Origin of the sequence: Streptomyces aculeolatus (assembly GCF_020400605.1) — a bacterium.
In the GTDB taxonomy this organism is placed as follows: domain Bacteria; phylum Actinomycetota; class Actinomycetes; order Streptomycetales; family Streptomycetaceae; genus Streptomyces; species Streptomyces aculeolatus.
Window position 1 is genome coordinate 403,165 of the sequence record NZ_JAINRD010000005.1, and the last position, 14,826, is coordinate 417,990.

At 72.6% G+C, this 14,826-nt stretch carries 11 protein-coding genes; 6 read left to right on the forward strand and 5 right to left on the reverse strand.

Annotation, left to right across the window (positions count from 1 at the left end):
* Nucleotides 1–8 precede the first annotated feature (8 nt).
* From LG396_RS12705 to LG396_RS12720, 4 genes are all read right to left on the reverse strand, one after another.
* Nucleotides 9–2,030, reverse strand: a complete 2,022-nt coding sequence (locus LG396_RS12705) for a CDP-glycerol glycerophosphotransferase family protein (RefSeq protein ID WP_225794838.1) — start codon at nt 2,028–2,030, stop codon at nt 9–11.
* Nucleotides 2,027–3,559: a bifunctional cytidylyltransferase/SDR family oxidoreductase gene (locus LG396_RS12710; RefSeq protein ID WP_037737656.1), complete on the reverse strand. Its 1,533-nt coding sequence runs from the start codon at nt 3,557–3,559 to the stop codon at nt 2,027–2,029. Before LG396_RS12710 ends, LG396_RS12705 begins: the two co-directional genes overlap by 4 nt.
* Before the next feature lie 132 nt (nt 3,560–3,691).
* Complete coding sequence (locus LG396_RS12715) at nt 3,692–5,239, reverse strand: glycosyltransferase family 2 protein (RefSeq protein ID WP_308190096.1); 1,548 nt, start codon at nt 5,237–5,239, stop codon at nt 3,692–3,694.
* A gap of 105 nt (nt 5,240–5,344) precedes the next feature.
* Nucleotides 5,345–6,730 carry a cation:dicarboxylate symporter family transporter gene (locus tag LG396_RS12720; RefSeq protein WP_037743080.1) on the reverse strand — a complete coding sequence of 462 codons (1,386 nt, stop codon included), beginning with the start codon at nt 6,728–6,730 and terminating at the stop codon, nt 5,345–5,347.
* A gap of 136 nt (nt 6,731–6,866) precedes the next feature.
* Between LG396_RS12720 and LG396_RS39230 the strand changes: the two genes are divergently transcribed.
* The 5 genes from LG396_RS39230 (at nt 6,867) to LG396_RS12750 (ending at nt 13,221) form a co-directional block, all read left to right on the forward strand.
* Nucleotides 6,867–9,044, forward strand: a complete 2,178-nt coding sequence (locus LG396_RS39230) for an ATP-binding protein (RefSeq protein WP_308190097.1) — start codon at nt 6,867–6,869, stop codon at nt 9,042–9,044.
* A complete protein-coding gene (locus tag LG396_RS12735; protein WP_037743075.1) occupies nt 9,041–9,742 on the forward strand; it encodes a response regulator in 702 nt (233 codons plus the stop codon). The genes LG396_RS39230 and LG396_RS12735 overlap by 4 nt, the downstream gene beginning before the upstream one ends.
* Before the next feature lie 213 nt (nt 9,743–9,955).
* On the forward strand, nt 9,956–11,296 hold the full coding sequence (locus LG396_RS12740) for an ABC transporter substrate-binding protein (RefSeq protein WP_018840070.1): 1,341 nt from the start codon (nt 9,956–9,958) through the stop codon (nt 11,294–11,296).
* A gap of 28 nt (nt 11,297–11,324) precedes the next feature.
* Entirely contained in the window at nt 11,325–12,311 is a 987-nt protein-coding gene (locus tag LG396_RS12745; RefSeq protein WP_372483490.1) for a carbohydrate ABC transporter permease, read from the forward strand.
* A gap of 4 nt (nt 12,312–12,315) precedes the next feature.
* Complete coding sequence (locus tag LG396_RS12750; protein ID WP_372483491.1) at nt 12,316–13,221, forward strand: carbohydrate ABC transporter permease; 906 nt, start codon at nt 12,316–12,318, stop codon at nt 13,219–13,221.
* A gap of 163 nt (nt 13,222–13,384) precedes the next feature.
* On the opposite strand, the gene LG396_RS12755 is transcribed toward LG396_RS12750, so the two are convergent.
* Nucleotides 13,385–13,930 carry a lytic polysaccharide monooxygenase auxiliary activity family 9 protein gene (locus LG396_RS12755; RefSeq protein ID WP_018840067.1) on the reverse strand — a complete coding sequence of 182 codons (546 nt, stop codon included), beginning with the start codon at nt 13,928–13,930 and terminating at the stop codon, nt 13,385–13,387.
* A gap of 158 nt (nt 13,931–14,088) precedes the next feature.
* Here LG396_RS12755 and LG396_RS39235 point away from each other — a divergent pair, with 158 nt between their 5' ends.
* Complete coding sequence (locus LG396_RS39235) at nt 14,089–14,799, forward strand: helix-turn-helix domain-containing protein (protein WP_308190098.1); 711 nt, start codon at nt 14,089–14,091, stop codon at nt 14,797–14,799.
* Nucleotides 14,800–14,826: the final 27 nt, after the last annotated feature.

Consider the following 14,826-nt stretch of genomic DNA (forward strand, 5'->3'; position numbering starts at 1 on the left):
GGGTCTCCTTAGACGGCGCGCTCTAGATTGCGGCGCTCGGACTTCTCCGCGAGCGCGCGCACGGCCTCGCCGAAGCGGACGACGGATGCGGGCTCGTCGGGTCCGAGCAGGTATTCCTTCAGCTCCTCGCGCGCTCCGCGCAGCGGGTCCGCCGCGGGGTCGGGGACGGCGGCGAGCAGCTCGTCGATGCTGGCGGCGTCGGGGGCGAGGATGACCGCCGCCCGCACCGCGGTGTTCTGGCGCTTGAACTCCTGCTCCCCCAGGCCCGCGGAGTCGGTCACCGCGTACGGCTTGCCGCTGGCGATGAAGTCCGACACGACGCTGGAGATGTCCGAGACCATGCCGTGCGAGACGTTGAAGCAGTCGTACAGCCGCGGCCGGTCGCCGGTGACGACCCGGTGCTCCCACCAGCCGAAGGACCGCCAGTAGGCGTCGTTCCATTCCTCCTTCAGCCGGGCCGCCTCCGCCTCGCGGGCGGGGTCGACCACCGCGTCGCGGGAGGTCTGGGCCTCGTCGGCGGCCTCGTCCGTGAGCCGGCCGAGCCGCTCCAGCTGCGCCTCGATGCGGACCAGCTCGGCCCGCGCCGCCTCCCGTTCGCCCTGCCCGGCCGCGGCCGCGCGGACCCAGCGGGGGTCGGCGGCGCGGCGCGTACGGGCCTGCTCGACCATGGCGACGATGCGCTCGTGGGCGGCCTTGGCGAGCGGGCTGACCATGCCGGTGAACGGGTGCGGCTTGTACAGCACGCGCACCGGCGGGTCGGCGGCCAGCAGCCGGCGCACGATGTTCTCGCCGGCGAGCATGAGCGAGGTGTTGCCGGGGTCGTCGGTCCAGCCCTCCCACGTCGGCGCGTAGAGGATGGTGGGGATGCGGTCGGCGGCGGGCGCCTCGGCGGGGCGGATCGGCGCCAGCTGCGGGCGGCCGACCTCCACGATGGCGTCGTCGCGGACGCCGACGTCGGCCAGCGCGTAGCGGTCGCGCCCCGCGCGGCCGGCGGTCCACACCTCGTCGTAGACCTTGGCGTACGGGTTGATGCTGGCGACCTTGTCGCTGTCGCCGTGGCCGATGAAGACGTGCTTCATCGTGGGCACCCGCAGCAGGTGGATGTTCTTGCCGACGTTCGCGGGGTACAGCGCGACCCGCACCGAGGCCAGGTCCATGTTCATCAGGTGCACCGCGGACGGCACGCACGCCACCGGCACGGTGGTGGAGGCCAGGCCGGGCAGGGTGTGCTGCTCGCGCACGATGAGCAGCGGGCGCTCGTCCAGCTCCTCCAGCGTCTCCAGCCACATGTTGATCTGGTACGTGGACTCCTTGGTGCCGGAGAAGTAGAGCACCAGGGTCGGCCGGTAGGCGCGCAGCCACTCGTCGAACCACTCCAGCACCGCGTCCCGCTTCGGCGGCAGCGCGCCGGGCCGCAGGTGGTAGGCCACGACGAGGATGTACAGGAGGGTCAGGCCCAGCGTCACGGCCATGCCGGCGTAGCCGTACGCGCCCCGCCCGGTCTCGGCGGCGACCAGCACCCCGGCCACGGCGAACAGGTCGAGGTGCTGGACCTTCTCCGCCGCGCGATGGGTGAGCAGCCGCGGCGCGGCGTCGGAGATGCCGAGCGGCGCCAGGTCGATGTTGCGGGTGACGACGGGCAGCTTGCGGCGGTTGCGCAGCAGCGTCAGCAGGCCGCTGTGCGGCGCCTGGAGGGTGGCGACGAGGGCGAAGCAGGCGATGGCCTCGTAGCCGAGGGTGTCGCCGGTGACGCCCATCCGGGCCAGCAGCAGCACGAGCAGCAGCTGCCGCAGCATGAAGCGCAGCGTCAGGCCGGCGCGGGCGCGCGAGAGCCGGTTGAGCAGGTAGGCGTTGCGCCGGTGCAGGAAGTGGTCGGAGACGTAGGAGGCGGCCGCGACCCCGGCGAACATGCCGAGGCTCGGGATCAGGGCGGCCACGAGCATCAGCGGGTACGAGACCAGCATCACGGCGGCGGCGCCGAACTCCGCGGGGCTGCCGACCCGCACCATGCGGATGAGTGCCCCCGTCACCGCACACCTGCCTCGGCGCCGCCCTCGCTGCGGTCGAGCACGGCGGCCAGCGCGCGGTCGACGCGCGAGCCGCGGGTCGGATCCTGCTGGCGTACGTCGATGACGTGGCCGGTCATCTCGGAGAGCAGCACGTCCAGGGAGGTGCGGGCGACGGCCTCGGAGGCCAGCAGCGACCCGGCGGGCTCCTCGCCGAACGCCTTGGTGCGCATCGGGGTGGCGGTGCGCTCGGGGTTGATGCAGTTGACGCGGACGCCGTCGCCGGCCCACTCGTCGGCGAGCGCCTGGGTGAGGTTGACGACGGCGGCCTTGGTGGAGGAGTACAGGCTGTACTCGGCGCGGCCGCGGGTGTAGCTGCTGGAGGTGTAGAGCAGCAGCTGGCCGCGGGTCTCGGCGAGGTACTTGTGGGATATCCGGGCTATCTGGACCGGCGCGAGGTAGTTGACGCGCAGGGCCTCTTCGAGGGCGGCGTCGTCGGTGTCGGCGAGCCGGCCGATGCGCAGCACGCCGGCGGTGTTGACGACGTGGTCGATGCGGCCGGTCTCGTCGTAGGCGCGGCGCAGCGCCTCCTCTATGTCGGCCGGGTTCTCCACGTGGGTGCCGGTGGTGGAGCGGCCGAGGGGGTAGACGTGCGCGCCGTAGCCCCGGGCCAGCTCGCATATGTCGCCGCCGATGCCGTACGAGCCGCCGAAGACGACGAGCGTGCGGCCCTGAAGCAGGCTGCGGTAGGCGTCCTCGTCGCCGTGCTCGGGGGCCGAGGTGGAGGCGAGCTGGAAGAGCTTGTCGGCGATGAAGACGTCGACGGGGTGGGTGACCTTCATGTTGTACTCGTCGCCCGCGACCACGTGGATCGGCACGTCCGGCAGGTACTTCAGCACCACCGAGCAGTCGTCGGTGGCCTGGAAGTTCGGGTCGCCCGCGGCGACCTCGTACGCCCGCCGGATGGTGGAGAGCCGGAACGCCTGCGGCGTCTGCCCGCGGCGCAGCCGGGAGCGGTCCGGGACGTCGGTGATGAACTCGCCGTCCTCGCCGTGCCGCCGGGTGACGATGATCGTGTCGGCGGAGGGGATGGCGACGTCCACGGCCTGGTAGCGCTCCAGGGCGGTGACGCAGTCGGCGATGACCCGGGCCGACAGCAGGGGCCGTACGGCGTCGTGGAAGAGGACGTTCGCGTCCTCGCCGGGGGCGAGGTCCGCGCCGATCTCGGCGATGGCGCGCTCGGTGGTCTCGTTGCGGGTGCCGCCGCCCTCCAGTACCCGGCGCACCTTGGTCAGCCCCGCCTTGGCGACGATCCGCTCGACGTCCTCGACGTAGCCGGGCGCCATGAGGACCAGGATCTCGTCGACGCTGTCGGCCTGCTCGAAGACCGCGAGCGTGTGCTCGATCACGGTCTTCCCGGCGATCTTCAGCAGTTGCTTGGGTATGGAGAGCCCCACGCGTTGCCCCGTGCCGCCCGCCAGCACCACGGCGGTGGTTCGGGTGGCCTGGCCGGTCGTACTCTCTGTCGGCTCCGTGGGGGCGCCTGTCGACACTGCTGCTCCTGGGTGGTGATCGTGAGCGTCCACCGAATTCGGGGTGAATTCGGCTCGACTGGAAGACATCCGAATGATGCGCAAAGTTGTACCCGGTTACGAGCTGAGCACGAGATCGTCACCTCCCCGTGATCAGGACGCCGGGCGGACGGCTCGCCGCCCGTCCCGGCCGAGCCAGGCGAGCAGCGCGCGCGCCGGGTTCGCACTCTCCACCCGTACCGCCTGCAAAGGCAACTCCGACCTGCTGTTTCCCGCGATCCGCAGGGCGAGGTGCCAGACGCCGGGATGGGGCACGCGGATACGGGCCGTGAACGCCCGCTTGCCGGCCGTGCCGGGGGCGGATGTGAGGTCTTTCACGGGGTCTTCCGCGGGAGCCGGGACGGCCACCGTCACCGTGCGGCCGTCGCTCTCGCGGGTCGCCGTCAGCTCCAGCGCCACCGCGGGCAGCCGGGTGCGGCGCCGGCCGCGGACGGATAACACCCGGGAGTCCCGGCGGTCCTGGGCGACGGTGACCGACGCGGGCCGGACGAAGGAGCGGGCGCCGACCTGGCGGGTGACGTCGAACACGGAGTCGGGCAGGCCGAGGCGGGAGTCGCGGAAGTACGGGTAGTGGGCGTAGACGCGGCCGCCCTCGACGGTGAAGTCGGCGGGCGCCAGCCAGCGGACCGGCCTGTCGCCGCCCTCGCGGTCGAGCACGTCGCGGCGCTTGCCGATGTAGCGGACGACCGCCACCGCCTCCTCGTACAGCCCGCGCCGCACCAGCTCGCCCTGGAGCCGCACGATCGCCGGGAGCTTGGCCATCGCCGTCTCGCTGTACCAGCGCGCGACGGGCTCGTGCACCGCGGCGAACATCCGGCGGGAGCGCTCGGGGTCGGGCTCCCTGCGCACGCCGCGCAGCGCGCGCTGGAGGTTGACCCCGTACAGGCGGGTGAGGAGGTGGTCGCGGCGGGGGCCCGCGGGGGTGTTCTCGCCGACGAGGGCGAACATGGCGGCGAGGGGGCCGAAGTTGCCGGCGGCGGGGCGGGGGGACTTGCGGACGGTGGTGGTGAGGTTGCCGCCGTCGTCTCGCAGCACGTAGTACACGCAGTCGTACGAGGCGAGCACGGAGATCTTCGCGGCGTGCAGGTACACCTTCGTCACGAAGACCTGGTCCTCGCCGGTGCGCAGGTCCTCGGGGAAGCGCAGGCCGTGCCGCTCGATCAGCTCGCGGCGGACGAGCTTCATCGGGTTGAGCACCCAGAAGACCCGGGAGCCGTAGAGGTCGGCGTCGGGCTGGTCGCGCTTGAACATCGACGTCGGCGGCTTGCGCCCGCCGACGCCGACGAGCTTGCCGACGACGACGTCCGAGCCGTTCTCGTCGGCCATCGCGGCCATGCGCTGGAGCGCCTCGGGGCCGAGGTAGTCGTCGGCGTCGAGGAAGAACACGTACCGGCCGCGGGCCAGCCCGATGCCGGTGTTGCGGGGCGCGGCCGGGCCGCCGGAGTTCTCCTGGTGCACGACGCGGACGCGCCCGGGGTGGGCGCGGGCGAAGCGGTCCAGTTCCGCGCCGGTGCCGTCGGTCGAACCGTCGTCGACGGCGACGACCTCGACGGCCTCCGGCGGCAGGCTCTGCTCCAGCACCGATTCGACGCACCTGGTCAGGTACGGCATGGCGTTGTAGGCGGCGATGACGACGCTCACCTGCGGCTGTTCCACTGGCCCCCCAGCACGATCTCGATGTCGCTCAAGGAGACCGGTCCGGAGGGCCAATGGTTGTCCTGTGTTTCCGTATTCGTAACGGGTTATTCAGACCTTCACTGGTTGCGACCCCGGCTCCAACGGGGGCTCCAGCGGGGCGTCCACGGGCTCCCCGGTCTTCGCCGCGGGCGCGGGCGCGTGGTCGTCCACGAGGGTCGCCTCGTCGAACGGCACCCGGCCGGCGAGGACGTGCTCGACGCGGTCCTTGTCGATCTCCTTGGTCCAGGTGCCGATGAGCACCGTGGCCACCGCGTTGCCGGCGAAGTTGGTCAGCGCCCGGGCCTCGCTCATGAACCGGTCGATGCCGACGATCAGGCCGACGCCGTCGACCAGTTCGGGGCGGTGCGACTGCAGCCCGCCGGCCAGGGTGGCGAGGCCGGCGCCGGTGACGCCCGCGGCGCCCTTGGAGGCGACGATCATGAAGACGAGCAGCGAGATCTGCTGGCCGATGGAGAGCGGGTCGCCCATCGCCTCGGCGATGAACAGCGAGGCCATGGTGAGGTAGATGGCGGTGCCGTCGAGGTTGAAGGAGTAGCCGGTCGGCACGGTGATGCCGACGACGGGCTTGGAGACGCCGAGGTGCTCCATCTTCGCGATCAGCCGGGGCAGCGCCGACTCCGAGGAGGAGGTGGAGACGATCAGCAGGAACTCCCGGGCCAGGTACTTCAGCAGCCGGAAGATGTTGACGCCGGTGAAGAACTTCAGCACCAGGCCCAGCACCACGAAGACGAAGAGCGCGCAGGTGACGTAGAAGCCGATCATGATCATGGCCAGCGACTTCAGCGCGTCCACGCCGGTCTCCCCGACGACCGCCGCGATGGCGCCGAACGCGCCCACCGGGGCCGCCCACATGATCATCGCCAGCACCCGGAAGACCAGCCGCTGGATGTGCCCGATGCCGATCAGCACCGGCTCGCCGACGCGGCCCATGGCCTGCAGCGCGAAGCCCACCAGCAGCGCCACGAACAGCGTCTGGAGCACCTCGCCCGCGGTGAAGGCGGAGACCATTGTGTCCGGGATGATCCCGAGCAGGAACTCGGTGGTCGACTCGGCGTCGCCGGCGGCGGCCTGGTCGGCGCCGGCGCTGCGGGTCTCGTCGGTGATGTGCAGGCCGTCGCCGGGCTGCACGATGTTGCCGACGACCAGGCCGATGGCCAGCGCGGCGGTGGACATCACCAGGAAGTAGCCGAGCGCCAGCCCGCCGACCGCGCCGACCTTGGCGGCTTTGCGGACCGAGCCGATGCCCAGCACGATGGTGCAGAAGATGATCGGCGAGATCATCATCTTGATCAGGTTGACGAAGCCCTCGCCGATCGGCTTCAGCTCCACGGCCGCGTCGGGCGCGGCGAAGCCGACCGCGACGCCCGCGAGCACGGCGACGATGACGGCGAGATACAGATAATGGGTGCGGTCCCGCTTCACGCGGCCCGCCACGGGGGTGGGTGCAGCCACGTCGCTGCCTCCTCACGGCTCGGTGTCCCTGCGGTCCCGGTGAATATGTCGGCCGGCGCGGACGGCGTCACCGTTGCGTTCATTTCGTTCACGTGACCGGTCCGGCGACACTGGGTCCATGCGCCTCCCCCGCCCCCGCAGCCTGGCCGGCCAGCTCTTCGCGATGCAGGTCGTGCTGGTCACGCTGATGGTGGCCGGGTCGGCGGTCTTCATGTACGTCACGGCGCACGACCGCGCGGAGGAGGCGGCGGCCCGGCAGGCGGAGAGCACGGCGCGGTCGGTGGCGGCGGCCCCCGGGGTGGCCCGGGCGATCACCGGCGGCGGCAACCCGTCCGACGTCCTGCAGCCGTACACCGAGCGCGCCCGGCGGGGCACGGCGGTGACGTTCATCACGATCATGGCCCCGGACGGCACCCGCTTCACCCACCCCAACCCGGACGTGATCGGCGAGGCGTTCCTCGGCCACACCGCCCGTGCGCTGCAAGGCGAGACGTTCAGCGAGACGTACACGGGCACGCTCGGCCCGTCGCTGCGCGTGGTCACGCCGGTACGGGCGGACGACGGGCGGATCGTCGGGCTGGTGAGCGCGGGGATCACCATCAAGACGATCAGCGACGAGGTGCGGCGGCAGCTGATGCCCGTGCTGTACGTCGCGGCGGGGGCGCTGGCGCTGGCGGGGCTGGCGACGTACCTCATCAACGCGCGGCTGCGGCGGCACACGCACGGCATGAACGCGGGCGAGCTGAGCCGGCTGCACGACTACCACCAGGCGACGCTGCACGCCGTGCGCGAGGGCCTGCTCATGCTCGACGGCTCGGGGCGGATCGCGCTGGTCAACGACGGGGCGCGGGAGCTGCTCGGCATGGGCGCGGACGGGGAGGTGGTGGGCCGGCCGGTCGCCGACCTCGGGCTGCCGGCGCCGCTGACGGAGGCGCTGCTGTCGCCGGGGCCGCGGGTCGACGAGGTGCACCTGACGCGGGACCGCACGGTGGTCGTCAACACCTCGCCGGTCACGGGCGGCGAGCACCGTGGCACGGTCGTCACGCTGCGGGACGTCACGGAGCTGCAGACGCTCACGGGCGAGCTGGACTCGGCACGGGGCTTCGCGGAGGCGCTGCGCTCGCAGGCGCACGAGTCGGCGAACCGGCTGCACGCGGTGGTCTCGCTGATCGAGCTGGGGCGCACGGCGCAGGCGGTGGAGTTCGCCACCGCGGAGCTGGAGCTGGCGCAGACGCTGACGGACCGGGTGACGGGGGCGGTGACGGAACCGGTGCTGGCGGCGCTGCTGCTGGGGAAGGCCGCGCAGGCGAACGAGCAGGGGGTGGAGCTGGTGCTGAGCCCGGACAGCCGCATCGACGACGGCGTCCTGCCCCCGACGCTGCCGGCCCGGGACCTGGTGACGGTGCTGGGCAACCTGATCGACAACGCGGTGGACGCGGCGGCGGAGGGTGCGAGGACCCGGACGGCGTCCGGGATACGGGACGGCGGCCAGCCGCAGGTACGGGTCACGGCGCGGGCGGCGGACGGCGAACTGCTGCTGCGGGTCGCGGACGACGGCCCGGGAGTGGACCCGGACCGGGCGGAGGAGGTCTTCGCCCGCGGCTGGACGACGAAGCGCGGGGGCCAGGGCGGCCGCGGCCTGGGCCTGGCCCTCGTCCGCCAGGCGGCCCGCCGCCACGGCGGCGAGGCGACGCTGACCGCCCCGGAGGGCGGCGGCGCGGAGTTCACGGTCCGCCTACCGCTGGGCCCGCCGGCAGCCGGTTCCGGCGGACCCGCGGAACCCGGCGAGCCGCGGAGGACCCCCGGGGCGGGCCCGGGCACCCCCGCGGCGGGGCCCGGGACGCCTCAGGACACGCCGGACACGGCGGCCCGTACGGGCGCGCAGGCGCCCGGCGCGGACCCCCCGGCGGCCCCGGGCGGGTCCGCCGGGCGACGTGCCGCAGCGCCGGATGCGGCGGAGCCGCGGAAGGCCGCCGACGGCGGTCCGGCCGCCGCGGCGCCCCGGGTGCCGGCGGCGCGCCACCCGGCCGACGGCGCCCCGCACCGGCCCACGGGCCCCGCGGAGCCGCCCGCCGCATCCCGGCGTTCGGCTCCCCGCACGTCCACCGCACAGCCGGACACCACCGACGACCCGCCCCGCCCGCACCGTTCCGCCGGCTCGCCCGGCGGGCCCCCGCCTCCGCTCCCCCGCGCCCGCACCGCGGAAGCGGACACCGACCCCCCGCCGGCCGAGCCCGCGGACCCGGCCGGTCCGCCCCCGCGTCCGGCCCCCCGGACCCGCAGGGACGCCCGGTGACCGGTGCCGGGCGCTCCGCGCCCATCCGCGTGCTCGTCGTCGAGGACGACCCCGTCGCCGCCGACGCGCACCGGCTCTACGTCGAGCGCGTGCCCGGCTTCGAAGTCGCCGGCGCCGCGCGGTCGCGCGCCGAGGCGGCCCGCCTCCTCGACCAGGTGCCCGTCGACCTGATCCTGCTCGACCTCTACCTCCCCGACGGCCACGGCCTCGCCCTGCTCCGCTCGCTGCGCGCCGCGGGCCACGCCGCCGACGTCATCGCCGTCACCTCCGCCCGCGACCTCGCCGTGGTCCGCGAGGGCGTGTCCCTGGGCGTCGTGCAGTACGTGCTGAAGCCGTTCGCGTTCGCGACCCTGCGCGACCGCCTCGTCCGCTACGCCGAGTTCCACGCCGCGGTCGGCGAGGCCGGCGGCCAGGACGAGGTGGACCGCGCGCTCGCCGCGCTCCGCGCGCCCGCGCAGGCGGCGCTGCCCAAGGGCCTGTCGGGCCCGACCCTCGCCGCCGTCACCGACGCCCTGCGCCGCGCGGGCGACGACGGCCTCACGGCGAGCGCCGCCGGCGAGGCCACCGGTACGTCGCGGATCACCGCCCGCCGCTATCTGGAGCACCTGGCGGAGACCGGCCACGCGATCCGCGCCCCCCAGTACGGCCAGGTGGGCCGCCCGGAACTGCGCTACCGCTGGTCCGACGCCCGCCCCTGACCGCCCTCCGCGCAGGCCCACACGAAAGCTTCCGGCCCTCCGGCGGCTGAAATCAGTCGGCACAGTACTGGAAACCGTCGGTACAACAACGTTGTCACCGATACAGGACAGCCCTTGTCAGAAGGATTGACCGGACATCCGGACAGCCGTACTTTCACCGCATCCTCGCCGGAGCCGCAGGGAGGTCCCGCCGTGCACCGCCCCGTTTCCCCCATGCTCGCCACCGCGCTCACCGCCGTGCTCGCCGCCACCGCACTCTCCGCATGCGGAGACTCCGGCAGCGATCCGGACACCGTCAGAATCCAGTTCAAGAAGTCCACCGACGCCAAGAACAAGATCTTCGACCGCGAGATCGAGGCGGTGAAGAAGGAGTTCGAGGAGAAGTTCCCCGGCAAGAAGGTGGAGCTCATCCCCGTTCAAGTGCCGGACGAGCAGTACTACACCAAGGTCCAGCAGATGCTGCGGTCCCCCAAGACCGCCCCCGACCTCGTCTACGAGGACACCTTCCTCATCAACTCCGACATCGCCGCGGGCCTGCTCACACCCCTCGACGACTACCTCGAGGGCTGGAAGGACTGGGACCAGTACGTCGACACGGCGAAGACCGCCGCGCAGGGCCAGGACGGCAAGACGTACGGCGTCCCGGACGGCACCGACACCCGCGGGCTCTGGTACAACAAGGAGCTGTTCGAGCAGGCCGGGCTCCCCGTCGACTGGCAGCCGAAGACCTGGGACGACGTGCTGGACGCCGCCCGCACCATCAAGCGCGAACTGCCCGACGTCATCCCGCTGAACGTCTACACCGGCAAGCCCGCCGGCGAGGCCGCGTCGATGCAGGGCTTCGAGATGCTGCTGTACGGGACGGGCGAAGACCCGCTGTACGACCCGCAGTCGAAGAAGTGGGTCGCCGGCGGCCAGGGCTTCACCGACGCCCTCGACTTCGTGCACACGGTCTACAACGACGGCCTCGGCCCCGACCCGCAGGACGCCCTCGACCCCAACATCGGCACCAAGGTCGGCACCGAGTGGCTGCCCGAGGGCAAGCTCGCCATCGACCTCGACGGCTCCTGGATGTCGAACAACTGGCTGGAGACCGGCCCCAAGCCGTGGCCCGAGTGGACCGACGTGCTCGGCCAGGCCGCCATGCCCACCCAGAACGGCCAGGCGCCCGGCCGGGTCAGCATGTCCGGCGGCTGGGCCTGGTCCATCCCGGCCAAGGCCAACAACCCCGACCTGGCCTTCGAGTTCATGAAGGTCGCCCAGTCGCGGAAGAACAACACCCGGCTGACCATCGCCAACGGCCAGATCGCCGTCCGCGAGGACGTCGCCGCCGACCCCGACTACCAGGCGTACGTCCCGGGCGTCGAGTTCTTCACCGGCCTGGTCGAGGACACCCACTACCGCCCGGCGCTCCCGGTCTACCCGCAGGTCTCCACCGCCATCCAGGAGGCCATGGAGCAGGTGACCACCGGCGACGCCTCCGCCGAGGACGCCGCGAAGGGCTACGACGAGCAACTCGATTCGATCACCGACGGCGAGGTGGTCGAGAAGTAGCCGCGCGAGCAGCCCGAGAGGCCATGTGGTGACCAAGCACACCCCCGCCCCCGCCGGGCCCCGGGACGCGGCCGCCGGTGCGGCGGCGCGCGTCCCCGGCCAGGCGGGCGGCGGCCGCCGCCCCGGATCGCCGAAGCACCCGCAGCCGCCCGACTCCGTGCTGCGGGCGCTCCTGCGGGCGCTGCCCGTGGGTCCTTCCGTCGTCCTGATGCTGCTGTTCCTGGCCGGCCCCATCGCGTACTGCGTGTGGATCGCCTTCACCGACCTGCAGCTGTCGGGCCAGGCCGAGTCGTCGTTCGTCGGCCTGGAGAACTTCCGTACGGCCTTCGGCGACGAGGGCTTCATCAACGCCGTCTGGCTGACGCTGGTGTTCACGATCCTGTCGTCGATCGTCGGCCAGAACACGCTCGGGCTCGCCCTCGCGTCGCTGATGCAGCGGGCCTCGAAGACGGTGCGCACCGTCACCGGTGCCATCGTCATCACCGCCTGGGTGGTGCCGGAAGTCGTCGCCGGCTTCCTGCTCTACGCCTTCTTCCGCCGCGAGGGCACCCTCAACTCCGTACTCGACTGGCTCCACCTGCCCAGCCAGAACTGGCTGTACACGCTGCCCATCCTGGCCGTGTCGTTCGCCAACATCTGGCGCGGCACGGCGTTCTCGATGCTCGTCTACTCCGCCGCGCTCTCCGAAATCCCGAAGGAGATCACCGAGGCGGCGGAGGTGGACGGCGCGGGCGGCTGGCGGAAGCTGTGGCACGTCACCCTGCCGATGATCCGGCGCTCGATCGCCACCAACCTGATGCTCAACACCCTGCAGACCTTGTCGGTCTTCGGGCTGATCTGGGCGATGACCCGCGGCGGCCCGGGCGACCGCAGCCAGACACTGCCGCTGTTCATGTACGAGCAGGCGTTCAAGAACAACCTGCTCGGCTACGGCACGGCGGTGGCCCTGCTCCTGCTGCTGGTGGGCGCCCTGTTCTCGCTGGTGTACATGCGGATGCTGCGTACGGAGGTATGAGCCGGTGCCCACGTCCACGCTCACCCGCGACACCCCGCCGCCCGGCGCCCCGGCGCCCCGCCGGCGCGGCCCGGCCGGCACCCTCGGGGCGCGCAGGCACGGCCGCCGGCTGGCCGCCGACCTGGCCCTGCTGGCGGCCGCGCTGGCGTTCGTCCTGCCGCTGGCCTGGCTGCTCTTCGCGTCCGTCGACGCCGACTCCGGTCTGACCGCCCGGCCGCCGACGGACGTCACCTGGGACAACTTCGACGCGGTGGCGACCGCGGACATCACCTTCCGCCCGCTGCTCAACAGCCTGATCCTGTGCGGCTCGGCGACGGCGATCACGGTCGTCGCGGCGGCGCTGGCGGCGTACCCGCTGTCGCGCTACCGCTCGCGGCTGAACCGCCCGTTCATGCTGACGATCCTCTTCACCACCAGCCTGCCGATCACCGCCATCATGGTGCCGGTCTACGGGCTGTTCGTGCAGATCAACCTCATCGACACGATGTCCGGCACGGCGTTCTTCCTGGCCAGCTCGCAACTGCCGTTCGCGATCTGGCTGATGAAGAACTTCATGGACGGCGTGCCGAAGGTGCTGGAGGAGGCGGCCTGGACGGACGGCGCGTCGTCGATGCAGGCGCTGGTGCGGGTCATCCTGCCGCTGATGGGCCCGGGGGTCACGGTGGTGACCGTCTTCTCGTTCATCATGATGTGGGGGAACTTCTTCGTCCCCTTCATGCTCCTGCTCAGCCCGGACCAGATGCCGGCCTCCGTCTCGATCTTCGAGCTCTTCGGCAACATGGGGTCGGTGGTCTACGGGGAGCTGGCGGCCTTCTCGATCATCTACTCGGCGCCCGCGGTGCTGCTGTACGTGCTGATCGCCCGCCGCCTGGGCGGCGGCTTCGCACTGGGCGGCGCGGTGAAGGGCTGACGGGGGCGGTGCGGGCCGGCTGCGGGGGCGCCGGTGCACGGTGGAGGGCCGACCGGGGCCTGGCCGGCCCTCCACCGCCGCTCGCGGGGCCGCGTGCACGCGCCTGACGGGTCAGCCCGCCGGGCACGTACCGCGCGTGGCTCCGGGAGCCGCTCGGCGGTCGTCAGCCGCCGATGTTGACGTCGACGCAGGCGTAGAAGGCGTTCGACGTGTCGGCGACGTTCCACACGGCGAGCACCTTCTGCTTGCCGGTGATCCCGCCGAAGTTGACGGAGTGGCTGAACTCGGCCGGCGGCTGGGCGCCGCCGTCGTCGAACTCCGCGACCTTCTGGCCGCCGACGTAGTACTGCCAGGTGCTGGTGCTGTGCCGGGCGGTGATCTTCCAGTTGAACGTCGTGGTGCTGCCGACGTTCGTGACCTTCCAGCCCTTGCTGTCGTCGTCCAGCTCGGCGAAGCCCTGGTTGCCGCCGCTGCAGCTCGTCAGGCCCTTCGGGCCTTCGACGCTCTGCGGCTCGTACTTGATGGCGCCGCACTCGACGGCGCCCGTCGCACACTGGTCCTGACGGCTCGGCGGGTTGGTGATCCAGCCGTGCGCGCTCGCCTGCTGGGCCGGGAGGGCGAGGAGGAGCAGCGGGGCGGTGCCCGCGCCGACGACCGCTGCCTTGAGGGCCCTGCTGCCCTTGCCGGCCCGCTTCGTACTGCGGTGCATACAACACTCCTTGCGTGGGGGGTAATTGGTCTAGACTTTAGTCATTGGCCCTTCACCGTCAACCCCTGCAGCACCCACGCAGCTTGTCGCCCCCCTTCCCGCCGGTTCGGCGGAACGCACGGTTGATAACGGGGTGCACCACTACCTACGGTGACGGTGTGACGACAAAGGCGCCCGACTCCGGCGCCGGCCCGCCGGAGCAGCCACCACCTTTCGACCCCGCGGCGGCCCGTCGATTACGCCGCGCCCTGGGCCTGGGCCACGACCACGTCGCCTACGGCATGCGCGCCGCGTACGGCCTGGCCGTACCCGCCGCCGCGGTGGCGGACTGGGAGAAGGGCCACGCCCGCCCCACCCGGGACGAACTCGCCGCCCTGGCAGGCGCCCTGTGGTGCACGCCGGCCGACCTGATGGGCTCCTCCACGTCGCTGCACGCCCACCGCCGCGCCCACGGCCTGCCCCTGGACGACGTGGCCCGGCACATCGGGATGGACCCCGCGACGTACCTCAGCGCCGAGCGCACCGGCCGCTGGCCCGGCACCGAGTCCCAGGCCACCCGGCTCGCCTACCTCCTGCGGCTCCCCTTACCCGACCTCCTGGACCTCACCGGCCGCAGCGAACCCCTCGCCCGCCACCTCCGCGACGCCGCCACCACCCGCTGGCAGCCCCACGTCCGCCCCGTGGCCCGCCTCACCCGCCTCCCGCGCCGCCCCCTGGAACGCGCCCTGAGCACCCTGCACGAGGAGTACCAGACCCGCGTCGCGGCGGCCCGCAACTGGGGCGAGGACCCGGCCCCGGAGCCGGCGGCGGGGGTGACGACGTACCTGCAGCAGGTGCTCCCCCGCTTCTGGGAACTCCTGCGCAACTGACGTACCGCCGCACCCCGGTCTCCGGCA